The sequence below is a fragment of the Ferrovibrio sp. genome, assembly GCF_017994015.1.
Lineage (GTDB): Bacteria > Pseudomonadota > Alphaproteobacteria > Ferrovibrionales > Ferrovibrionaceae > Ferrovibrio.
In genome coordinates this window covers 43,756-65,287 of record NZ_JAGOLP010000009.1, presented here as the reverse complement: position 1 = coordinate 65,287, position 21,532 = coordinate 43,756, and the positions used below count along the sequence as shown (strand labels likewise).

Here is a 21,532-nt window from a genome sequence, read left to right as displayed (position 1 = left end):
TGGCAAACCGCACAGCGGCGGGATGGCGCACCCTAGCCATTGCGGTGGCCGGGCGGGTTTCGGCCCTGTATCGATATGTTTCAGAATGTTGCCAGCCGGGTGCTGGCCCGGGCCAAGCTGCTATACTGGCGGCATTGGAGAAAGCCGTGACCACCCAGCCCAGCACCCATGTTCTGATAGTTGACGACGATCACCGCATCCGCGCCATGCTGGCGCGTTTCCTGACCGATCACGGGCTGAAAGTCAGCCAGGCCGGCGATGGCCGCGCCATGTTTGCGGTTTGCGAGGCGGCCCGCATCGATGTGATTGTGCTGGATATCATGATGCCGGGTGAGGATGGCCTGTCGCTCTGCCGCCGCATGCGGGCGCAGAGTGCCGTGCCGATCATCCTGCTGACCGCGATGAGCGGCGATACCGACCGCATCATCGGCCTGGAGATCGGCGCCGATGATTATGTGGTGAAACCGTTCAACCCACGCGAATTGCTGGCGCGTATCCGCGCCGTGACCCGCCGGCTCGGCGCCGTCAGCATCAATGCCGAGCGGCCCACTGTAGCTGTCTACGAATTTGGTGGCTGGCAGCTCAATGCCAGCCGGCGCACCCTCACATCGCCGGGCGGTGCGCTGACTGATCTGACCAGCGGCGAATTTGACCTGCTGCTGGCTTTTCTGGAGCATCCGCAGCGCGCCCTGACCCGCGACCAGTTGCTTGATCTGGCGCATGGCCGGATGACCCAGGCCTATGATCGCAGCATCGATGTGCAGATCAGCCGCTTGCGCCGCAAGATCGAGGCCAATCCGCAGGACCCAGCCTTCATCAAGACAATCCGCAATGAGGGTTATTTTTTCACTGCGCCGGTCAGGCTGTTGCAGGATGCCATGCTGTGAGGCCAGGAGCATGAAGCTACCATTCTGGTCGCGCCTGCGCCTGGCGCCGCGCATCGGGCTGGTCATCATTGGTGGCCTGCTGGCGGTGAAGGCTGTCGACAAACTGCTGCCGCTGGTGATCCGCCCGCCGGAAATCATGTTTTTTGACCGCGACTGGCTGCTGGCCAATCTGGCCGATATGCGTGACCGCAGTTTGGCCGTGTCGGCGGCCGAGCGGCCGGCGGCCTTGCGCGATTTGCCGGTACGGCGCTGGCTTGATATCACATCCCTGAGCGCCGAGCCGGATTTCCGCCATGGCTCACGGCTCGGCGCCTTTGCAGACTTGCACCTGCAGATCGCCGCCACGCTGGCCCTGGCACCGCAGGATGTGTTGCTGATGGCGGATGATCTGGACGATCCGGAATATTCGCCGCGCCCGCTGGTGATCATCCTGCCACCGCTGCCGATTGTGATGGCGGATGTGCTGGATGAAAGGCGCAGCAACATGCTGAGCAGCGATTTGCGCATTGCCTTTCGCATCGGGCCGCAAGACTGGCTGCTGGTGACACCCAAAAGCGACGGACAGGAAACCGTGCGCATGATCCGCAACGTGCTGTTGCCGCTTTTTGCCGTGGTGATGATCGGCCTGCTCTCAATCTGGGTGGCGCGCGGCGTGGTGAAGCCGCTGGACGATCTGGCTGCGGCGGCGGAAAAGCTTGGCCGCGACCGTGAACTCAGCCTGGTCGGCAATTTCAATGCGCCGGAATTGCAGGCGATCGGCAGTTCTTTCAACGCCATGCAATTGCGCCTGAAGCGCTTCGTCGACGACCGCCTGCAAATGATTGCCGCGATATCGCATGATCTGCGCACGCCGCTGACCCGGCTGCGGCTATTTGCCGAATACCTGCCGGATCAGGAACAGCGCCGCCAATTATTGTCGGATATCGACGATATGGAAACCATGATGAGCGCCACGCTGACCTTCGCCAGCAACCAGTTGAAGGACGAGCCACGCAGCGCCGCCGATCTGGCTGCCATGCTGATCAGCCTGTGTGATACCGCCGCCGATGCCGGCCATGCCGTCAGCTATGATGGCCCGGATCATGCCGGCCTGATCTGCCAGCCGGTGGCGATCCGCCGCGCTTTTGCCAATCTGATCGATAATGGCTGCAAGTTCGCCGATCATGTGCGGGTTGGCCTGCATGATGCGGCGGATTGCATCATCATCACCGTTGCCGATGATGGCCCCGGCATTCCGGCCGATCAGGTGGAAACCGCCTTCCGGCCCTTCACGCGGCTGGAAAGTTCACGCAACCGCGAAACCGGCGGCACCGGCCTGGGCCTCACCATCGCCCGCGATGTATTCCTGGCGCATCGCGGCAGTATCGAATTGTCGATGGCGGTGCCTGCCGGCCTCCTGGTCAGCGTAAGATTGCCGAAGTCGGCCGGCTGAAATAGCCGGCACGAAAAAGCGCGGGCGCAAGCTGGTGCCCGCGCCCTCGCCTTTTCGTGCCGTTGCTTTCGGGAGATTATTTGCGGCTATTGGCGGCGAAGCTGGTCATCAGGTTCTTGTAATCCGGGATGTGATCCGCCAGCAGCTTGCCCAGGCCCTCGATGTCGTTGCGCCAGTCGCGATGCAGTTCACAGGCCACGGCAAACCAGTTCATCAATTGCGCACCGGCCTGGCTCATGCGGTTCCAGGCTGATTGCTGGGCAATCTCGTTGAAGGTGCCGGAAGCATCGGTCACCACAAACACCTCAAATTCCTCTTCCAGGGCCGAGAGCGCCGGGAAGGCGACGCAGACTTCGGTGACTACGCCGGCGATGAGCAGCTGCTTCTTGCCGGTGGCCTTCACGGCCTTGACAAAATCCTCGTTGTCCCAGGCGTTGATATTGCCCGGGCGGGCGATATAGGGCGCATCGGGAAACATTTCTTTCAGTTCCGGCATCAGCGGGCCGTTCGGGCCATTCTCGAAGCTGGTGGTCAGGATGGTCGGCAGGTTGAAGAATTTGGCCAGGTCGGCCAGTGCCAGCACATTGTTGCGGAACTTGTCGGGGTCGATGTCGCGCACCAGCGAGAGCAGGCCGGCCTGATGGTCCACCAGCAGCACGGTGGCATTGTTCTTGTCGAGGCGGTTATAGGTGAAGCTCTTGGTCATGATCGTGATCCTTTGCGTGTCTCTGGGCTGTTTCCGTTCGGCGTTGCTTGCCGGTGAACAGACCCTACGCAAAGACCGCGCGGCGCATTAGCCGGCTTGTTCCGGACCTACTGTCCGGCAATCACGAACAATCAGCTTTTATCTTTCCGCCTTGCCTTGGTGCTTTTCGGCGCCGGCGCCATCCAGGGCGGTGTGCCGGCAAAGGCGGCGGCGAGATGGTCGATCAGGGCGCGGCATTTGCGCGGCAGGTGGCGCGCCGGCGGATACACGGCGTAAATCGCATCCGGCAGCGGGCGGATGCCGGGCAGCACTTCGATCAGCGCGCCGCTATGCAGCGCTTCTGCCAGGATGAAACGCGGCAGCACGATCAGGCCCAGGCCGGCTATCGCCATATCGCGCATCGCCTCGCCGTTATTCACCACCAGGCGGCTGCGGGTTTCCACCACGCGCGGCTCGCCGCCCGGCTGTTCCGGCTCAAAGCGCCAGAGCCGGCTGGCATGGGCATTGGCATAATCGATGCTGGCATGGCCGGCCAGATCGGCCAGGCTGTGCGGCAGGCCATGCTGCCTGGCATAGCCGGGGCTGCAACAGACCACGCGCTCGCTGTCGCAGAGTTTGCGCGCCATCAGCGCCGAATCGCCTAAGCGGCCGATGCGCAGCGCCAGATCATAGCCGGCGCCGATGATATCCACCGCGCGATCATCAAAATCCAGCGCGATTTCCAGATGCGGATGCGCCTGGGCAAAGCGGGTGATCACCGGGGTGAGATAGGCCACGCCGAAACTGATCGGCGCGGTCAGCCGCAGCCGCCCGGTCAGCGGGCCATCCTTGCGCGCCGCATCATCCAGCACCTGCGCCACACCGGCGGTCAGCGGCGCCAGCGCGTCGAACAGGTCGCGCCCGCGCTCGGTCGGCGTCACCTGCCGCGTGGTACGGCGCAGAAGCTCGGCGCCCAGCGCATTCTCTAGCTGCCGTACCCGGTCGCTGACCACCGATTTCGCCAGGCCAAGCCGCAGCCCGGCGGCGGTGAAACTGCCGGCCTGCACCACCTCGATAAAAGCCAGGATGTCTTCGTAGCGTTGCTTCATGGCCGGCATGCTTGCAGTGCTGCGGGCAAAAGAAAAGGCCCGGTGTTGCCACCGGACCTTTCCCTGTCTCCAGAGCGGAGTGGTTGGACTTAGAAGTCCATGCCACCCATGCCGCCCATGCCGCCCATGCCGCCGCCGGCCGGCATGCCGCCGCCAGCCGACTTCGGCTCCGGCTTGTCGGCAACCATCGCCTCGGTGGTGATGAGCAGGCCGGCAACGCTGGCGGCGCCCTGCAGGGCCACACGCACAACCTTGGCCGGATCGATCACACCGGCCTTCACCAGGTCGGTGTATTCTTCGGTCTGGGCGTTGAAGCCCCAGTTCACTTCCTTGCTTTCCAAAAGCTTGCCGGCAACCACGGCACCGTCAACGCCGGCATTCTCGGCGATCTGGCGCACCGGAGCCTGCAGGGCGCGGCGGATGATTTCCACGCCATGCTTCTGGTCGGCATTCTCCACCTTCACCTTCTCGATGGCGCGGATGGCATACAGCAGGGCGGTACCGCCGCCCGGCACAATGCCTTCCTCAACCGCGGCGCGGGTGGCATGGAGAGCATCGTCAACGCGATCCTTCTTCTCCTTCACCTCAACCTCGGTGGCGCCGCCGACCTTGATGACGGCCACGCCGCCAGCCAGCTTGGCCAGACGCTCCTGCAGCTTCTCGCGGTCGTAGTCCGAGGAGGTTTCCTCGATCTGCGCCTTGATCTGGGCCACACGGGCTTCGATGTCCTTCTTCTTGCCGGCGCCGCCGACAACGGTGGTGTTTTCCTTGTCGATGGTCACCTTCTTGGCGGTGCCCAGCATGGCAAGGGTCACGGTCTCCAGCTTGATGCCGAGATCCTCGGAGATCAGCTGACCACCGGTCAGGATCGCCAGATCTTCCAGCATCGCCTTGCGGCGGTCGCCGAAGCCCGGGGCCTTCACGGCGGCAACCTTGAGGCCACCGCGCAGCTTGTTCACCACCAGGGTGGCGAGGGCTTCGCCTTCCACGTCTTCGGCGATGATCAGCAGCGGACGACCGGTCTGCACCACGGCTTCCAGCACCGGCAGCATGGCTTGCAGGCCCGACAGCTTCTTCTCATGGAGAAGAATGTACGGGTTTTCCATGTCGCAGATCATCTTCTCGGCATTGGTGATGAAATACGGCGACAGGTAGCCACGGTCGAACTGCATGCCTTCCACGACATCCAGCTCGGTTTCCAGGCTCTTGGCTTCCTCGACGGTGATCACACCCTCGTTGCCAACCTTTTCCATCGCCTTGGCGATCATGGCGCCGATCTCGCTGTCGCCATTGGCGGAGATGGTGCCAACCTGGGCGATTTCCTTGGTGCCAGCGATCTTCTTGGAGCGCGCCTTCACGTCCTCGACCACCTTTTCGACGGCCAGATCAATGCCGCGCTTCAGGTCCATCGGGTTCATGCCGGCGGCAACGGCCTTGGCGCCTTCGCGCACGATGGCCTGGGCCAGCACGGTGGCGGTGGTGGTGCCGTCGCCGGCCTGGTCATTGGCCTTGGAAGCAACTTCGCGCACCATCTGCGCGCCCATATTCTCGAACTTGTCGGAAAGTTCGATCTCCTTGGCGACGGTGACGCCGTCCTTGGTGATGCGGGGCGCACCGAAAGCCTTGTCGATCACCACATTGCGGCCCTTCGGACCCAGGGTAACCTTCACGGCATTGGCGAGGATGTCCACGCCGCGCAGCATCTTGTCGCGAGCGTCGGAGCCGAAGCGAACGTCTTTAGCAGCCATAATTGTTTCTCCTAACAGACTGGGTTAATTCAGGCGGCCTTGGCCGACTTCTTGGCGGAACCTTCGATCACGCCCATGATGTCGGATTCCTTCATGATCAGAAGGTCTTCGCCATCGATCTTGACTTCGGTGCCGGACCACTTGCCGAACAGCACGCGGTCACCGGCCTTCACGTCCAGCGGCACCAGCTTGCCATCATCGCCACGGGCGCCCGGGCCAACGGCGATCACGTCGCCCTGCATCGGCTTTTCCTTGGCGGTATCCGGAATGATGATGCCACCGGCGGTACGCGCCTCTTCCTCAATGCGCTTCACCACCACGCGGTCGTGCAACGGACGAAACTTCATGCGATCCTCCATCTCGATATCGATCGGGCCGGCGGCCCGAGGGGGTCAAAATTCTTGGCCCACAAGCCGGAATTCGCTTAAGTTATTGAAATAACTGTAGTGAACCCGAATTGTTAGCACTCTCCCTAGGAGAGCGCCAGATACCTAGGCGCGACCGGGCGCGCTGTCAAGGAGGCGGCAGCAGATTCCGCAAAACCCGGGGCATGGCCGGGCGGAAACTGCTTTATGGCGCCAAAATGACTCAAATCAATGTATTGTCGGCTTATGGCAGGGTAGGTGGGGCCATGAAATTGCTTGTATTTGCAGAACAGCTCGGCAGCCTGTGCCGCAACAGCCTTTCGATCCGCACCCACCTAGCGGTGTTGGTTGGCGTGATAATGCTACCATTAATAGCCTTGCATGGCTTGGCCGCCTATGGCGATTACCGCCGCATCACCGCTGATCGTGTGGAATTGCTGGGCTACGCCGCTCAGGTCACCGCCGGGCGGCTGAATGATTTTCTCGGCGAAAGCGAGGTCATGCTCAACCGCCTGGCATTGAGCGGCGAGGTTGCGGCATTGCAGCCGGATCGCTGCCGGGAGGTGTTCGACGATGCGATGTTCTTTTTGCTGCGCTTCACCAATCTGGTGACCGTTAATCGTGATGGCCGTGTGGTTTGCAGCGCCCTGGCCATGCCGCAGGGTGGTAGGGTCAACGTCAAGCCAGAGCTTTACTTGCAGCGTCTGCTGGTGCGGCCGGGTTTCACCGTTGGCGAGCCGAACCCGACCGGCGCAACCACCGGACGCCCCAATATTGCCTTGGCGGTACCGCTTGGGGTGGGCGCGTTGGATGAAGCGGAGCCGATTGCCGGTGCCCTGGTGTTGGGCCTCGATCCGCAGCGCCTGGCATTGCAGATGCCTGACCTGCCCGGCATCGGCGGCCTGGTATTGACCCGCTCGGGCCATGTTGCCCTGGCCAGCCACGGCCAGCGCGGCCTGATCGGCACGCATCTGCCTGAAGCCGCGAGCTACTGGCGCAGCCATGCCGCCCGCCAGGGTGTTGCCGATGGCACGATCCTTGGTCTGGCGCATGTTGCCAAAGCGGATTGGCTGGTGGTGGTGAGCGAACCGGAAGCCGCCGCCCTGCTGCCGGCGCGGCAGCAATTGCTGCGCGATATCAGTGTTGATCTTGGCGTGCTGCTGGTGGCCGCTTTGGGCGCCTGGCTGCTCGGCCGGCGGCTCTACAAGCCGCTGGAAAAGCTGGCCCATGTTGCCGATCTGGTACGCCAGGGTGACGACCGCATGCGTGCGCCGGCCGCCGGGCCGCGTGAATTGCGCCGCATCGGGCAAGGGCTCAACCGCATGGTCGATGCCCTGGTGCAGCGCCAGAGCCAGTTGCGCGAGCGCGAGGAACGGCTCGGCCTGGCCTTTGTCGGCAATCAGGATGGCATCTGGGATTGGGATTATCCCAGCGGCCGGGTGCTGTTCAGTGACCGCTGGATGAGCATGCTGGGTTATCTGCCGGGCGAGCTGGCGGGTGAATTGTCGACCTGGGAAAAGCTGGTGCATCCGCAGGATATGGCGCGGGTGCGCATTGCCTTGCAGGATCACCTGCAAGGCCGCAGCCCGAATTACGAATGCGAACACCGCCTGCTATGCCGCGACGGCCGCTACAAATGGGTGCTCGACCGCGGCGCCGTGGTGGAGCGCGATATCAACGGCCTGCCGCTGCGGGTCATCGGCACGCATAGCGACATTGATGCGCGCAAAATCGCCGAGCAGCGCCTGAGCCAGGCCGGCGTGGTGTTCGAAAAATCACCCCAGGCCATCATGGTGACCAATGCCGATAACATCATCCTGCATGTCAACCCGGCCTTTGAACGGGTTACCGGCTATAGCGCCGACGAGGTGACCGGCCGCAACCCGGCGCTGCTCTCCTCGGGTCGCCAGGGCCGCGATTTCTATGTTGACATGTGGGCCGCCATCGAACGGGCCGGCGAATGGCAGGGCGAGGTCTGGAATCGCCGCCGGGATGGCGCCATCTATTGTGAATGGCTGTCTATCACGCGCCTGCGTGATGCCGATGATGTGGCGGCCAGTGGCTATATCGCCATGTTCATCGATATCACGGATCGCAAGAATGCCGAGGCTTTGGTGCGCTGGCAGGCGGATTATGATGCCCTGACCAGGCTGCCGAACCGCCGCCTGCTGCTGGATCGCATCGACCAGGCAGCACGCCTGGCGCAGCGGCACCGTGGCGATACTGAAGCGGGCGGTGTGCCGGTGGGTGGTGCCGTGCTGCTGCTCGATCTTGATCACTTCAAGGAAGTGAATGACACGCTGGGCCATCTGGCCGGCGATGCCTTGTTGCAGGAAGTGGCCAGCCGGCTACAGGGCGCGCTGCGGGCCAGCGACACGGTGGGCCGCCTGGGCGGCGATGAATTTGCCGTTTTGCTGCCCAACATGGCGCCAGAGGCCGTGCCGGCGGTGATCGAGAAATTACGCACAGCACTGGCCCAGCCTTATGAACTGGAAGGCCGGCTGGTGCCGCTTTCGGCCAGTATCGGCGTGACCGTGTTTCCGAATGATGCCAGCGACCCGAACGACCTGATGCGCATGGCGGATACGGCGATGTATGCCGCCAAGACCAGCGAACGCGGCTCGTGGCGTTTCTTCACCCCGGAAATGCAGAGCGAGACCGAGCGCCGCGTGGCGCTGATCGCCGATCTGCGCCAGGCCGTGGCGCGCGGTGAATTTGAATTATTCTGCCAGCCGATCATAAACCTTGATACCGGCCGCGTGGCCAAGGCGGAAGCCTTGCTGCGCTGGCATCATCCCAGCCGGGGCATGGTGGCGCCGGGCGAATTCATCCCGCTGCTGGAACAAAGCGGCCTGATCCATGAGGTTGGGCTATGGGCCTTGCGTGAGGCTTTGCGGCTGCGCGCCGCCTTGTTGGCTGCCGAGCTGGATATCGAACTGGCGGTGAATGTTTCCACCCGGCAATTTGAACGCGCCGATTTTGTGCCGATGGTGGCCGAGATGATCAAGGCCAGCGGCCTGCCGCGCCCGCTCACGCTGGAAGTGACCGAAAGTGTGGCGCTGGTGGATGTTCATGGCGCCCGCACCGATCTGGAGCGCCTGGTGGCTGCCGGGGCGCGCATCGCGCTGGACGATTTTGGCACCGGCTATTCCAGCCTGAGCTATCTTACCTCACTGCCGGCTGCGGTGCTGAAGATCGATCGCAGCTTTCTGCAAGGTGCCGAGCAGGATGCCGCCGTGGCGCATATGGTGCGCGCCATCATCGATCTGGGCCATGACCTGGGCTTGGTTGTGGTGGCCGAGGGGGTGGAGACTGAAGATCAGGCGGCGGCTTTGCGCAGCATGGGCTGCGATCTTGGCCAGGGCTATTATTTCGACCGGCCAATGCGGTTTGCTGCATTACTTGAGCGCTATGCGCCCAGCCGGGAAAAAGTTTAGACTATCGGCATGACACTCGATGACCTGCCGACGCCCAGCCTGATTCTTGACCTTGCCCGCCTGGAGCGGAATCTCATCCGCATGCGCGAACGCGCCTCGGCGCTTGGCGTGCGGCTCAGACCGCATCTGAAAACCGCAAAATCGGCGCGGATTGCGGCTTTGGCGCATGGCGGTGAGGCCGGGCCGGTAACGGTTTCCACCCTGGCGGAAGCGGCGTATTTCGCTGCTGCCGGTTTCACCGATATTCTTTATGCCGTCGGCATCGTGCCGGCCAAGCTGGCCCAGGCTGCCGCGATCATGCGCCAAGGTGGTGATAGCTCGGCTGGCGGTATTGATCTCAAGCTGATCACCGATGATGTGGCCACGGCCCAGGCCATCGCCGCCAAAGGCCAGGAACTCGGCGTTACCTTCCGTGTGCTGATCAAGATCGATACCGGTCTGGGCCGCGCCGGCATTGCGCCCGATGCCGAAAGCCTGCTGCCGCTGGCTGCGGCCCTGAACCAGCCGGGCGCCGTTTTGGCCGGGGTGCTGACCCATGCCGGGCATTCCTATCACGCTCATGGTGCTGCCGAGATCATTGCCATAGCCGAAGCCGAGCGCGCTGGCGTGGTGCGTGCCGCCGAGCGGCTGCGCCAGGCCGGCCATGCCTGCGGCATCGTTTCGGTCGGCTCCACGCCCACCGCGCTGTTTGCCGAGAAGCTGCCCGGCATCACCGAGATGCGGCCGGGCAATTACGTGTTCTTTGATCTGTTCCAGGCCGGGCTTGGCACCTGCGCCATGGATGATATTGCCGTGTCGGTGCTGGCTTCCGTCACCGGCCGGCATCGTGGCCGCAATCATCTGCTGATCGATGCCGGCGGCTTGGCGCTGTCCAAGGATATCGGCGCCAACGAGCATCGGCCGCATACCGGCTATGGCTTGGTCTGCCTGCCCGGCGGCGCGCTGCCGCTGCCCGGCCTGGCGGTGGTGGATGTGCATCAGGAACATGGCCTGATCGGCCCGGCCGGCCCGGCTGAAACGGCTGCCGCGCTGCCGTTTGAGCGTTTCCCGGTGGGTAGCCGGCTGCGCGTGCTGCCGAATCATTCCTGCATGACGGCGGCGATGTATGATCGTTATTACGTTGTGTCGGGCCAGCCCGGCGATGGCAGGGTGATTGCCGAATGGGATCGTATCAACGGCTGGTGATGGCGCGATGGGCAGCAACGGCATCGGCAATTCCGCTGCCCGCCCCGAAGAAGGCGGCGACCCGCTTTTCACCAGTTATCGCCAGACTGTGCCGCTGAATGCCGCCGTCACCCTGGCCATCGCCTCGATCACCGCGATCACCCTGATGCCGGATTTGTCGCTGCCGTTGATCGGCGGCTGGTGGCTGGCGCAAACCGCCTATGCCGGTACCATGCTGGCCGGCTGGTGGCTGGCCAGCCAGCGCCAGGCCCGCCGTGCGGCCATGCCGCCGCTTGCGCTGCCGCAACGCACATCACAGCAACATGCAGCCCGGTTGCGCTTCCGCCGCCGCCAGGCTTTTGCCTCGGCCATCCTTGGCGGCAGTCTGTGGGGTGTTGGCGCCATCATTCTCGATCAGCTGGATCCGGCGCGGCAGATATTCCTGCTCACCGTGGCGGCCGGCATGGTATCGGGCGCCGCCACCACATTGGCCTCCATGCCGGCGGCAGCCGCGGCCTTTGTGATCTGCACTGTGTTGCCCTATGTGGTGGTGTTTTTCTTGCGCGATGAGCCGACCTATTACGCCTTGAGCGCCATGGCGCTGGTCTATGTGCTGGCGATGATGGTTTCCAGTCGTATCGTGCATGGCATGATCGCGCGCAACCGGCGCCTGCGTGGCGAGAATCGCGACTTGCTGGAACGCACCCGCGCGGCGCGTGCCGCCTTGCTGGACGTGGCCGAAAGCGCCGAAGCCTTTGTGTTCACCGATGCCGAGGGCAGGGTGACACAATGGAACCGAAAATTTGCTGATCTGCTGCGCCTGGATACGGCTAAGCTGCGGCCCGGCACTGTATTGGCGCCATTGCTGGCAGAAGGTGGCCTGGCGCCCGACGCCATCGAGGCAGCTTTGCACGGCCAGGGCCTGGCCCCGTTGCGCACCGCTGCGGGCCGCTGGGTGCGGCCATTGCAACGCCACACGCCGCATGGTGATACGGCTTTGCTGCTGCTCGATATCAGCGAACAATATGCCGCCACCGAAACGCTGGAACAGCAGAAGCGGCGGCTGGAGGAACTGGTGGCGGAAGTGACCCGCGCCCGCGATGCTGCCGAACGCGCCAGCCGCGCCAAATCCAGCTTCCTGGCCAATATGAGCCATGAATTGCGCACGCCGCTGAATGCCGTGATCGGCTTTTCCGATATCGTGCGGCAGAAGCTCTATGGTCCGCAATCGCCGAAATACGACGAATACATCAGCGACATCCATTCCAGCGCCACGCATCTGCTCGGCATCATCGATGACATCCTCGATCTCGCCCGGGTTGAGGTCAATCGTATCGGCCTGCATGAAACCGATATCGATGTGGCGGAAACCGCCGCCATCTGTATCCGGCTCAGCGCTTCGGCGCCGGCTGCCAGCGGCAAAAAGCTGCGTGCCGAGATCCCTGAGGACTTGCCTTTGCTCTGTGGCGATGTCCGGCTGTTTCGCCAGATGCTGCTCAACCTGATCGGCAATGCGGTGAAATTCTCCGGCCCGCAGGGTCAGGTTTGTGTGGGTGCCTGTTTGAGCGATGCGGCGCCCAATCCGGGCGGTATCACGGTTTGGGTGCAGGATGATGGCATCGGCATCGCGGCTGCCGACCGTGAACGCATCTTCGCGCCGTTTGAGCAGGCCGAGGCGGCGCGCAGCCGGCAATATGGCGGTGTTGGCCTGGGGCTGGCGCTGGTGCGCGCCTATGTCGAAGCACATCAGGGCAGCGCCGCCTTGCAAAGCGAATTGGGCCAGGGCACGCGGATGCTGCTGCATTTTCCGGCCAGCCGCACCGTGGCGCTGGATCACGCCGGTCTGCCTGGCGGCTAGCACATGGCAGGCAGCGCAGACAGTGACGGGTTTCGCGCCACAATCGGCCATCCTGGTCTGCTGCCGCTTTACGATCACTGGCGTGAATTGCGGCAGGATGATGCCAGGCCGCCGCCGCGCGATGCGTTTGATCCGCGCCGGCTCGGCCGCGCCCTGGCCTGGCTGATCGTGAATGAGGTGGTGCACGGCGCCGCGCCGGATGGCGGGCCGCGTTTCCGTATCCGACTGGAAGGTGATGATGTGGTGCAGGCGCGTGGCTATGGCGCCAAGGGCCGCTTCATCGACGAACCTGGTGTGCTGGTGCTGCATAATGAAGTGACGGCGCATTATCGCCGCATCGTCGAAACCGGCCGGCCCTGGTATAGCGAAGGGCGTTTCCGCCATGCCGAGGGCCGCTATGGCCAGCTTTACCGCCTGGCAGTGCCGTTTGCCGGCGAGGTGCCAGATCGGGTCGATTTCATCTTTGTCGGCTTCCTGCACACGATTTGAAGCCAGCGGCCTATTTGCGCGGCGCCAGCAGGGCATAGGTCAGCGTGGCCTGGGCAATTGGTGCGTCGTTGCCCAGCGTGGTGAACAGCACGTCGCCAAAGGCCAGCGAGCGGCCCATGCGCACCACGCGGGCATCGCATAGCACATCGCTATCCACGGCGGCGCGGAAGAAGCTGGTATTCTGGTTCACCGTCGCCATATCGGAAAAGCCGGCCTGGGCGGTGGAAACAGCAAACACCATGGCGGTATCGGCCACCGCCATCAATGCCTGGCCGCAGAGCACGCCGCCCAGGCGGTTGAGGCGCGGGTTATTCGGCAGCCGCAGCACCACGCGGCCCTTTTCCAATGTCTCAAAGCGCAGATTGAGGTCGTTGATCCAGGGCGCAAAATTCTGCTTCAGGATCGCTTCCGCCTCGGCCTTGGTCAGCATGCTCATGGCTGTTCCCTTCTCACCTGTGCATCGACTATAGCGCAAAATAACTTTAGAACAGCGGCCATGACCGACCTTAATCCCCGCCGTGTAGCCGCCGACCTGCTGGACGCCGTGCTGCGCCGCCACCGTGCGCTTGACGAAGCCATGCATGAGCCGGGCCTGGGCTTTGCCCGCCTGGCTGATCGCGACCGCGCCTTTGTGCGCCGCCTGGTTGCCACCTGCCTGCGCCGCCTGGGCCAGGTTGATGCCGTGCTCAAGGGTTTTGTGAAAATCTGGCCCAAGGGCCTGCCGTTGCAGGCCTTGCGGCTCGGCCTGTGCGAATTGCTGTTTCTGGATACGCCGCCGCATGCTGCGGTTTCCAGCGCGGTGGAATTGCTGCCGGCTGGGTCCAAGGCGCGCGGCCTGGTCAATGCCGTGCTGCGCCGCGCCGGGCGCGAAGGCGCCGCCATCATTGCCGGCCAGGATGCCGCGCGGCTCAATACGCCGGTCTGGCTGCGGCGGCGCTGGGAAGCGGCTTATGGCGCCGATCTGGCGCAGGCGATCATGACCGCGCATCAGGCCGAGGCGGCGCTGGATATCAGCACCAAGCCGGGGCGTGCCGCCACCTGGGCCGAACCGCTTAATGCCGTGCTGCTACCCAGCGGCAGCCTGCGCCGGCTGGCCGGCGGCGCGGTGGAAAGCCTGCCCGGCTTTGCCGATCAGCCTGCCGAATGGTGGGTGCAGGATGCCGCAGCGGCTTTGCCGGCGCGGTTATTCGGCGCTGATCTGGCCGGCCGGCAGATCGCCGATCTCTGCGCCGCGCCGGGCGGCAAGACGGCGCAATTGCTCAGCCTTGGCGCCGAAGTCTTTGCCATTGATCGTTCCGAGCCACGTTTGCAGCGGCTGAAGCAGAATCTGGCCCGGCTCGGCCTCAAGGCCCAGGTGCGCACCGCCGATGCCACGGTCTGGCAGGCGGAAGCCGGCCTGCTGCTGGATGGTGTGCTGGTGGATGCGCCCTGTTCCGCCACCGGCACAATCCGGCGCCATCCGGAATTGCCCTATCTGAAGCAGGAAAGTGATCTGGCGGCGCTCACTGCCTTGCAGCGCCGCCTGCTGCAACATGCGATCACGCTGCTCAAGCCCGGCGGCCTGCTGGTCTATGCCACCTGCTCGCTGGAGCCGGAGGAAGGCGAGGCACAGCGCGACTGGCTGCTGGCCCAGCCGGAGCTGGAGGCAATGCCGATCCAGCCCGCCGAACTCGGCCTGCCGGCAGCACTGATCGATGCCGCGGGCAGCCTGCGCTGCCTGCCGTGCCACTGGCCCGAACATGGCGGCATCGACGGCTTCTTCGCGGCGCGTTTCCGCAAGCGCTAGGCCCGCGTCGTCTCCGCCAGCCAGCCGACCACATCGCGCAAGGCCTCGATGCGGCTTTTGCCTTCGCTGCGGCGTTGGCGATAGAGCGCCATCTGCTGCGCTGCGCTGGTGCCGCGCGCCAGGATGGTGCGGGCGTGGGTTACTTCCTGCTCACAATCCAGCGCCGCGGCATCCTCGGCCACCAGGGCCAGCAGATTGTTCACCACATCGGCAAAAGGCAGGATGGTGCGGTTGTCAAAATCGATCTGGCCGGCTTTGGTGCCATAACGCTGGGCGCGCCAGCGGTTTTCCTCGATCAGCAGCCTTGTATGGTTGCGCCAGGTGCCGTTCAAATCCGGCCGGCGCCGCAGGCAACGCACCAGGCAGCGATAGAGCGCGGCGATGCACAGCGTATCCTCCAGATGGGTGCAGGAATCGGCGACGCGCAATTCCAGCGTCGGGAAACGCAGGCTGGGCCGGATCGCCCACCAGATATGGCTGGCATCCTCGATCACGCCGGCCGCCACCAGCGTATCGACATAGCCGTTATAGTCGGCCAGATTGACGAAAAAATCCGGTATCCCGGTGCGCGGCAATTCATCATAGGCGGCGAGGCGATAGCCCATCAGCCCGGTCGGTGTCTTGCTCCAGAAGGGCGACGACGTGCTGAGGCCGAGCAGAACCGGCAGGAAGGGCAGCATGCGGTTCATCACATCGATGCGCACATGCGGGTCTTTCACCTCCACATGCACATGCAGGCCGCACAGCATGTTGCGCCGGGCAAGGAATTTCAGGTCATTGGCCAGCTTGTGATAGCGCGGCTTGTCGGTGGGCAATTGTTCCGACCACACTGCAAGCGGATGGGTGCCGGCGGCAAAAACCTGCATATCGAATTCCGCCGCCGCCTCGGCCAGTGCCCGGCGATAGCGCCGCAATGCCTGGCGCGCTTCGGCCAGCGAGGCACAGACCGGAGTGCCAACCTCGATCTGCGATTGCAGCAATTCCGGCGTCACCTGATCGCCAAGCGCACCCCGGAAACGCCGGATCAGCGCCTTGGGCATGCGCGAGATGGTGTTTTTACTGACGGTTTCAGCGAGGAAGTATTCCTCTTCGATACCAATCGTATAGGGCTCGCTCATGCGCGCCTCCAGTATGCGTGTTTTTCTGAGCGCTTTTTTTGTCCGGCAGCTTTGGCCGCCAATTTGGGCGGCAATGTGGCATTTCTGCTGGCGTGGAAGCCACCCCTGCGTGTAAAGATTCAATAAATATGTGTCGTGGGGGAATAAAATGTCATTTGCGGTTGGTGCCGCCTCGCAGCGTTTGGCTTTCCTCGGTCTGTGTCTCGCCTTTTTTCTTTCCGGCTTTGCCGCCCTGATCGATCAGATTGTCTGGCAGCGTATGCTTGGGCTGTTTGCCGGCTCGGATTCGGTGACGGCGGCGCTGGTGGTGGGCGCTTTCCTGCTTGGCCTTGGCCTGGGCAGCCTGGCCGCCGGCGCGGTGACGGATCGCCTCGGCATGCGGGCGGCATTGATCGGCTTTGTGCTGTGTGAGATCGGCATCGGCATTTTCGGCCTGCTCAGCCGGCCGTTTCTCTATGACTTTGTGGTGCAGGTGATCGGCCCGCTGGTACCCAATCGCTGGGGCATCTTCGCGGTCTGCTTCGGCGGCATTCTGATCCCCACCATGCTGATGGGCGCCTCGCTGCCCTTGTTGGCCAAGGCGGCGATCAACAGCCTGGCTGAAGCGGCGCCACGTATCGGCTGGCTCTATGGCCTCAACACGCTGGGCGCCGGCCTGGGCGCGCTGCTCGGCGGCTGGTGGCTGATCGGCACGCTGGGTTATGAGAACAGCCTGCGGGTCGCGGCGCTGTTCAATCTGCTTGCCGCCGCCATCGGCCTGCTGCTGTGGCGCCTGGAGCCTGCGGGGAAAGCTGCGGCGCCGGCCCTGGCAGCAACAGCACCCGCCGCGATTGCCACACGCGGCTTCGGCTTCGGTATCTGGGCTTTGCTGGTCTTTGTATCCGGCTTTGCCATCGTGGCGCTGGAAATCCTCTGGGTGCGTGTGGCCGGCGTGGTGGCGCAATACACGGCCTATAGCTTTGCCACTATCCTGGGCAGTTTCCTGCTGGCGGATGGCCTGGGCATGGTGCTGGGGGCGCTGTGGCTCAAGCGGCTGCGCGATACCCGCGCCGCCTTCTTTGCCGTGCAGGCCTTGGCCACGCTCTATGCCCTGGGCTCGATCTGGCTGGTCTACTGGCTGGCCGGCGCCGTCTGGTGGGAAAGCCTGCTTGCCGCTGAAACCACGCGGCATTACGGCACGCCGCTTTTTGCTGCACTGGTGGTCACCGTGCTGCTGGTGGCGCCGCCTTCGCTGCTGCTCGGCATCTCGTTTCCACTCGCACAGCAGGCGGTGCAAACCGATCTGAGCCGGCTTGGCTGGCGCGTCGCCGCTGTGCAGGTGGCGAATATCCTGGGCAATGCCGCAGGTTCGCTGGCTACCGGGCTGGTGGCGTTGCATTGGCTTGGCACTGCCGGCACGCTGAAATTCATCGCCCTGCTGGCGGTTTTGCTGCTGCTGTACTGGGCCTATGCCGCCTGGCGCGAGCGCCAGCCCGGCGCCTGGCGCTTTGCCGCCGGCCTGGCCGCTGTGCTGGCCGTGGCGCTGGCGCTGTTTCCCGGCAATACGCAATTCTGGGCGCGACTGCATCAGGCCGCCGAACAGCATGAAATCCTGGTGGCCGAGGATCGCTCCGGCCTGGCGCTGTTCCGGCTCAATGAAAACGGCGCTGCCAGTCCGTTTTTCATCCAGGGTTTCACCCAGTCAAAATGGCCCTTCATGGTGGAACATGCGTTTCTTGGCGCGGTTGGCCCGTTGCTGCATCCAGCGCCCGCCGATGTGCTGGTGATCGGTTCGGGCAGCGGCGGCACGCCATTCGCCGCCGGGGTCAATCCGGCCACCCAGCGGGTGCGGGTGGTGGAACTGGTTGGCCCGGTTTTCCAGGTGCTGCGCGATTTTGCTGTGCTGGAACCGGATTCGGCGATTGCCGGGCTGCTGCGTGATCCACGGTATGAGTTTGTGGTGGGCGATGGCCGCCGTGCCATCTTTGCCGCCGAGCGGCGTTATAACGTGATCCAGGCCGATGCCATCCTGCCCGAATCATCCCATAGCGGGCTGCTCTATTCGCGCGAATTCATGCAGATGGTGCTGGCCGCGCTGGCGGATGACGGCATCTATGTGCAATGGGGGCCGACGGCGCGCAGTGTTGCCACCTTTGCCGCGGTATTCCCGCATGTGGCGATGTTGCAGCCATTTCCGGTGCTGATCGGCTCGCGCCACCAGCTCGATATCGACCATGACCGGCTACGCGCCGTGTTTGGCAGCGAAGCGGCGCGGCGCCATTTTGCCGCAGCCGGCATCGATACCGGCCATGCCGAGCGGTTGTTCCACCAGGCCGTGCTGCGGGCGCCGCAGCTCGATACCGGCGCCGGCGTGAATGCCGATCTGTTCCCGCGTGATGAATATTACATCAACAACCAGCTTGGCGCGGCAACCAAGACGAAAGGTGGTTCCTGAGCCGGGGGGCTGGCCTCTGGTTGCGAACCGCTCTAACTTAAGCCTATGTCCGACAGACCCCGCACTCTGCTTCTCACCGGCGCCAGCCGAGGCATTGGCCACGCCACCGTCAAACGCTTTTCCGCCGCCGGCTGGAAGGTGTTGACCGTGTCGCGGCAGGCTTTTTCCGAACATTGCCCCTGGGAGGGCGGTGCCGAAAGCCATGTGCAGATGGATCTGGCCGATATCGCCAAACTGCCGGCTGCCATCGAGGAATTGCGCGATCGCCTGCCCGGCGGCAAGCTGGATGCGCTGGTCAATAATGCCGGTATCTCGCCCAAAGGGCCGGGCGGCAGCCGCCTTGGCGTGTTGGGGACCGATCTGGCCACGTTGCAGCAGGTTTATAACGTCAACCTGTTCTCGGTGATGCTGCTGGCCAAGGGTTTCTTCAACGAGTTGAAGGCGGCGCAGGGCTCCATCGTCAATGTCACCTCGATTGCCGGCAGCCGGGTGCATCCCTTTGCCGGCATGGCCTATGCCACGTCCAAGGCGGCTTTGGCCGCCCTGACCCGCGAGATGGCTTCCGAATTCGGCGCCCATGGCATCCGCGTCAATGCCATCGCGCCGGGCGAGATCGACACCGCGATTCTCTCGCCCGGCACCAGCGAGATCGTTGAGCGTGAAATCCCGATGCACCGCCTGGGCAAGCCCGAGGAAGTGGCCTCGACGATATATTTCCTCTGCACGCCCACTTCATCCTATGTGAATGGCGCCGAAATTCACATAAACGGCGGCCAGCACGTATAATTTCACATTAAGGCTTGTGAGGACGGGGCGGCTTCGTTAGGTTTTTGCACACCAAGCCCCCGTAATTTCTGGTGAAGGCCGCGTGCTGAACGGAAAACGAATCCTCCTGGTCATATCGGGCGGCATTGCCGCCTTCAAGGCGCTGGAACTGATCCGCCGCCTGCGTGAACGTGGCGCCAGCGTGCGCTGCGTGCTGAGCCGCTCGGCGCCGCAATTTGTCACCCCGCTCTCGGTGGCCGCCCTGTCGGGTGACAAGGTCTATGGCGATCTTTTCTCGCTCACCGACGAAGCCGAGATGGGCCATATCCAGCTTTCGCGTGACGCCGACCTGCTGCTGGTGGCACCGGCCAGCGCCGACCTGCTGGCGCGCATGGCCAATGGCCTGGCGGATGACCTGGCCGCCACCGTGCTGCTGGCCACCGACAAGCCGGTGCTGGTGGCGCCGGCAATGAATGTGCGCATGTGGCTGCACCCGGCCACCCAGCGCAACGTAGCCCGGTTGCGCAGCGATGGTATCGGCTTTATCGGCCCGGTGGATGGCGATATGGCCTGCAACGAATATGGCCCCGGCCGTATGAGCGAGCCGGCCGAGATCGTGGCCGCAGCCGAGGCGTTTTTTGCCCGGCCGTTGCCGCTGAAAGGCCGCAAGATCATCGTCACCTCCGGCCCGACGCATGAGCCGATAGACCCGGTGCGCTATATCGCCAATCGTTCTTCGGGCAAACAGGGCCATGCCATTGCCGCTGCGCTGGCGGCTGCCGGGGCCGAAGTGATCCTGGTCAGCGGCCCGGTCAACCTGCCCGATCCGCCCGGCGTGAAAACCATTCATGTGGAAGCGGCGCGCGACATGTTTTCGGCCTGCTTCCTCAATCTGCCGGCGGATTGCGCCATCTTTGCCGCTGCCGTGGCCGATTGGCGTGTCGCGGTGGCAGCCGATCAGAAGCTGAAAAAAAGTGGTGAACTGGCGCCCATCCTGCAACTGGCGGAAAATCCGGATATCCTGCGCGCCATCGCCACCACCGATGCCAAACGCCGGCCCAAACTGGTGATCGGCTTTGCCGCCGAAACCGAACAGGTGGTGGAATACGCCAAGGCGAAACTGGCCAAGAAAGGCTGCGACTGGATTCTGGCCAATGATGCCAGCCCGGCCAGCGGCACTTTCGGCGGTGACGACAACACCATCCATCTGGTGACCAAGGACGGTGTGGCGGATTGGCCGCGCATGAGCAAGCAGGCGGTGGCCGAACGGCTGGCCGAGCATGTGGCGGCGTTTTTTAATGGAACGGAAAATCATGAGTGACGATGTAACCGTGGCGGTGCGGCGCCTGCCGCATGGCGCCGACCTGCCTTTGCCGGCCTATGCCACGCTGGAATCGGCCGGGCTAGACCTGCTGGCCGCCATCGCCGAGCCGATTGTGCTGGCGCCGGGCGAACGCCGCCTGGTGCCCACCGGCCTGGCGCTGGCTTTGCCGGCGGGTTTTGAGGCCCAGGTGCGGCCGCGCTCCGGCCTGGCGCTGAAACATGGCCTCACCGTGCTGAATGCGCCCGGCACCATCGATGCGGATTATCGCGGCGAGGTGGGGGTGGTGCTGATCAATCACGGCCAGGCTGCCTTCACCATCAATCGCGGCGAACGCATCGCGCAGATGGTGGTGGCGCGCCATGCCCGCGTGCAATGGCAGGCAGTGGCCGATCTTGATGCGACGGAACGCGGCGCCGGTGGCTTCGGCTCGACCGGGCTGGCCGCCCAGACTGGAGGCTGACGTTATGTTGAAATGTACCCGACGCACCATGCATGCGCTGGAAGCGGTGGTGGATATCGCCTTTCATGCCCGGCCCGAGCCGGTGCAATCCAAGGATATTGCCGCAAGGCAGGGCGTGCCGCAGCGCTATCTTGAACAGGTGATGCAGCATCTGGTGCGCAATGGTGTGCTGAAGGGTGTGCGCGGCCCGCGTGGCGGCTACACCCTGGCGCGTGAACGCCGCCGCATCACGGTGGGCGAGGTGGTGCGTATTGTTTCTGAACTGGATGCTGATGGCGAAGAGCCGATGCTGGCCGGTTCCGAACTGGGCCGCCGCACGGTGCAGCCGATCTGGGATGAATGCCAGGTGGTGATCATGGAACGGATTGATCGCATCACACTGGAAGACCTGTGCAACCGGGCGCAGGTTCAGGGCATTGACGCGCCGCTTGAGGGCGCAGACAATTTCGCCATCTGATTCATAACGACAAG

Annotated in this window: 18 protein-coding genes; 12 read left to right on the top strand and 6 right to left on the bottom strand. The window is 63.8% G+C overall.

Features of this window, described 5'->3' with window-relative positions:
• Nucleotides 1-146 precede the first annotated feature (146 nt).
• Both KBB36_RS07415 and KBB36_RS07410 read left to right on the top strand, forming a co-directional pair.
• A complete protein-coding gene (locus KBB36_RS07415; protein WP_290978336.1) occupies nucleotides 147-887 on the top strand; it encodes a response regulator in 741 nt (246 codons plus the stop codon).
• 10 nt (nucleotides 888-897) lie between these two features.
• Nucleotides 898-2,319 (top strand): ATP-binding protein, encoded by a 1,422-nt coding sequence (locus KBB36_RS07410; protein ID WP_290978335.1) that lies wholly within the window; start codon nucleotides 898-900, stop codon nucleotides 2,317-2,319.
• Between the two features lie 76 nt (nucleotides 2,320-2,395).
• On the opposite strand, the gene ycaC is transcribed toward KBB36_RS07410, so the two are convergent.
• The 4 genes from ycaC to groES all read right to left on the bottom strand — a co-directional run bounded on the left by ycaC (nucleotide 2,396) and on the right by groES (nucleotide 6,208).
• Nucleotides 2,396-3,025 (bottom strand): isochorismate family cysteine hydrolase YcaC, encoded by a 630-nt coding sequence (ycaC, locus tag KBB36_RS07405; RefSeq protein WP_290978334.1) that lies wholly within the window; start codon nucleotides 3,023-3,025, stop codon nucleotides 2,396-2,398.
• Nucleotides 3,026-3,156: 131 nt separating this feature from the next.
• On the bottom strand, nucleotides 3,157-4,113 hold the full coding sequence (locus tag KBB36_RS07400) for a LysR family transcriptional regulator (RefSeq protein ID WP_290978333.1): 957 nt from the start codon (nucleotides 4,111-4,113) through the stop codon (nucleotides 3,157-3,159).
• An 89-nt stretch (nucleotides 4,114-4,202) separates the two neighbouring features.
• Nucleotides 4,203-5,861 (bottom strand): chaperonin GroEL, encoded by a 1,659-nt coding sequence (groL, locus tag KBB36_RS07395; RefSeq protein WP_290978332.1) that lies wholly within the window; start codon nucleotides 5,859-5,861, stop codon nucleotides 4,203-4,205.
• Nucleotides 5,862-5,890: 29 nt separating this feature from the next.
• Nucleotides 5,891-6,208 carry a co-chaperone GroES gene (gene groES, locus KBB36_RS07390; RefSeq protein ID WP_290978331.1) on the bottom strand — a complete coding sequence of 106 codons (318 nt, stop codon included), beginning with the start codon at nucleotides 6,206-6,208 and terminating at the stop codon, nucleotides 5,891-5,893.
• Between the two features lie 284 nt (nucleotides 6,209-6,492).
• On the opposite strand from groES, the gene KBB36_RS07385 reads away from it, so the two are divergent.
• Genes KBB36_RS07385 through KBB36_RS07370 form a run of 4 tightly spaced genes read left to right on the top strand, consistent with a single transcriptional unit; the run spans nucleotide 6,493 to nucleotide 13,174 of the window.
• Nucleotides 6,493-9,663: an EAL domain-containing protein gene (locus KBB36_RS07385; protein ID WP_290978330.1), complete on the top strand. Its 3,171-nt coding sequence runs from the start codon at nucleotides 6,493-6,495 to the stop codon at nucleotides 9,661-9,663.
• A 9-nt stretch (nucleotides 9,664-9,672) separates the two neighbouring features.
• Nucleotides 9,673-10,848 (top strand): alanine racemase, encoded by a 1,176-nt coding sequence (locus tag KBB36_RS07380; RefSeq protein WP_290978329.1) that lies wholly within the window; start codon nucleotides 9,673-9,675, stop codon nucleotides 10,846-10,848.
• 7 nt (nucleotides 10,849-10,855) lie between these two features.
• Entirely contained in the window at nucleotides 10,856-12,685 is a 1,830-nt protein-coding gene (locus KBB36_RS07375) for an ATP-binding protein (protein WP_290978328.1), read from the top strand.
• Between the two features lie 3 nt (nucleotides 12,686-12,688).
• On the top strand, nucleotides 12,689-13,174 hold the full coding sequence (locus KBB36_RS07370; protein ID WP_290978327.1) for a hypothetical protein: 486 nt from the start codon (nucleotides 12,689-12,691) through the stop codon (nucleotides 13,172-13,174).
• Nucleotides 13,175-13,184: 10 nt separating this feature from the next.
• On the opposite strand, the gene KBB36_RS07365 is transcribed toward KBB36_RS07370, so the two are convergent.
• The gene (locus tag KBB36_RS07365) at nucleotides 13,185-13,610 is read right to left on the bottom strand and encodes a PaaI family thioesterase (RefSeq protein ID WP_290978326.1); all 426 of its coding nucleotides are present in this window, start codon (nucleotides 13,608-13,610) and stop codon (nucleotides 13,185-13,187) included.
• A gap of 60 nt (nucleotides 13,611-13,670) precedes the next feature.
• Here KBB36_RS07365 and KBB36_RS07360 point away from each other — a divergent pair, with 60 nt between their 5' ends.
• Nucleotides 13,671-14,960 (top strand): transcription antitermination factor NusB, encoded by a 1,290-nt coding sequence (locus tag KBB36_RS07360; protein ID WP_290978325.1) that lies wholly within the window; start codon nucleotides 13,671-13,673, stop codon nucleotides 14,958-14,960.
• On the opposite strand, the gene KBB36_RS07355 is transcribed toward KBB36_RS07360, so the two are convergent.
• Entirely contained in the window at nucleotides 14,957-16,078 is a 1,122-nt protein-coding gene (locus KBB36_RS07355) for a carboxylate-amine ligase (RefSeq protein ID WP_290978324.1), read from the bottom strand. The genes KBB36_RS07360 and KBB36_RS07355 overlap by 4 nt on opposite strands.
• A gap of 148 nt (nucleotides 16,079-16,226) precedes the next feature.
• Between KBB36_RS07355 and KBB36_RS07350 the strand changes: the two genes are divergently transcribed.
• The 5 genes from KBB36_RS07350 to KBB36_RS07330 all read left to right on the top strand — a co-directional run bounded on the left by KBB36_RS07350 (nucleotide 16,227) and on the right by KBB36_RS07330 (nucleotide 21,518).
• Nucleotides 16,227-18,512, top strand: a complete 2,286-nt coding sequence (locus tag KBB36_RS07350; RefSeq protein ID WP_290978323.1) for a fused MFS/spermidine synthase — start codon at nucleotides 16,227-16,229, stop codon at nucleotides 18,510-18,512.
• A 45-nt stretch (nucleotides 18,513-18,557) separates the two neighbouring features.
• The gene (locus KBB36_RS07345; protein ID WP_290978322.1) at nucleotides 18,558-19,298 is read left to right on the top strand and encodes an SDR family oxidoreductase; all 741 of its coding nucleotides are present in this window, start codon (nucleotides 18,558-18,560) and stop codon (nucleotides 19,296-19,298) included.
• A gap of 82 nt (nucleotides 19,299-19,380) precedes the next feature.
• Nucleotides 19,381-20,598, top strand: a complete 1,218-nt coding sequence (gene coaBC, locus KBB36_RS07340; RefSeq protein WP_290978321.1) for a bifunctional phosphopantothenoylcysteine decarboxylase/phosphopantothenate--cysteine ligase CoaBC — start codon at nucleotides 19,381-19,383, stop codon at nucleotides 20,596-20,598.
• A complete protein-coding gene (gene dut, locus KBB36_RS07335; protein ID WP_290978320.1) occupies nucleotides 20,591-21,061 on the top strand; it encodes a dUTP diphosphatase in 471 nt (156 codons plus the stop codon). Before coaBC ends, dut begins: the two co-directional genes overlap by 8 nt.
• A gap of 4 nt (nucleotides 21,062-21,065) precedes the next feature.
• Nucleotides 21,066-21,518 carry an Rrf2 family transcriptional regulator gene (locus KBB36_RS07330; protein ID WP_290978319.1) on the top strand — a complete coding sequence of 151 codons (453 nt, stop codon included), beginning with the start codon at nucleotides 21,066-21,068 and terminating at the stop codon, nucleotides 21,516-21,518.
• The last annotated feature ends 14 nt before the right edge of the window (nucleotides 21,519-21,532 follow it).

Bases quoted from the DNA above. Each gene is read 5' to 3' on its own strand.
- KBB36_RS07410 (WP_290978335.1), top strand. From the start codon at position 898: ATGAAGCTACCATTCTGGTCGCGCCTGCGCCTGGCGCCGCGCATCGGG.
- ycaC (WP_290978334.1), bottom strand. From the start codon at position 3,025: ATGACCAAGAGCTTCACCTATAACCGCCTCGACAAGAACAATGCCACC.
- KBB36_RS07400 (WP_290978333.1), bottom strand. From the start codon at position 4,113: ATGAAGCAACGCTACGAAGACATCCTGGCTTTTATCGAGGTGGTGCAG.
- groL (WP_290978332.1), bottom strand. From the start codon at position 5,861: ATGGCTGCTAAAGACGTTCGCTTCGGCTCCGACGCTCGCGACAAGATG.
- groES (WP_290978331.1), bottom strand. From the start codon at position 6,208: ATGAAGTTTCGTCCGTTGCACGACCGCGTGGTGGTGAAGCGCATTGAG.
- KBB36_RS07385 (WP_290978330.1), top strand. From the start codon at position 6,493: ATGAAATTGCTTGTATTTGCAGAACAGCTCGGCAGCCTGTGCCGCAAC.
- KBB36_RS07380 (WP_290978329.1), top strand. From the start codon at position 9,673: ATGACACTCGATGACCTGCCGACGCCCAGCCTGATTCTTGACCTTGCC.
- KBB36_RS07375 (WP_290978328.1), top strand. From the start codon at position 10,856: ATGGGCAGCAACGGCATCGGCAATTCCGCTGCCCGCCCCGAAGAAGGC.
- KBB36_RS07370 (WP_290978327.1), top strand. From the start codon at position 12,689: ATGGCAGGCAGCGCAGACAGTGACGGGTTTCGCGCCACAATCGGCCAT.
- KBB36_RS07365 (WP_290978326.1), bottom strand. From the start codon at position 13,610: ATGAGCATGCTGACCAAGGCCGAGGCGGAAGCGATCCTGAAGCAGAAT.
- KBB36_RS07360 (WP_290978325.1), top strand. From the start codon at position 13,671: ATGACCGACCTTAATCCCCGCCGTGTAGCCGCCGACCTGCTGGACGCC.
- KBB36_RS07355 (WP_290978324.1), bottom strand. From the start codon at position 16,078: ATGAGCGAGCCCTATACGATTGGTATCGAAGAGGAATACTTCCTCGCT.
- KBB36_RS07350 (WP_290978323.1), top strand. From the start codon at position 16,227: ATGTCATTTGCGGTTGGTGCCGCCTCGCAGCGTTTGGCTTTCCTCGGT.
- KBB36_RS07345 (WP_290978322.1), top strand. From the start codon at position 18,558: ATGTCCGACAGACCCCGCACTCTGCTTCTCACCGGCGCCAGCCGAGGC.
- dut (WP_290978320.1), top strand. From the start codon at position 20,591: ATGAGTGACGATGTAACCGTGGCGGTGCGGCGCCTGCCGCATGGCGCC.
- KBB36_RS07330 (WP_290978319.1), top strand. From the start codon at position 21,066: ATGTTGAAATGTACCCGACGCACCATGCATGCGCTGGAAGCGGTGGTG.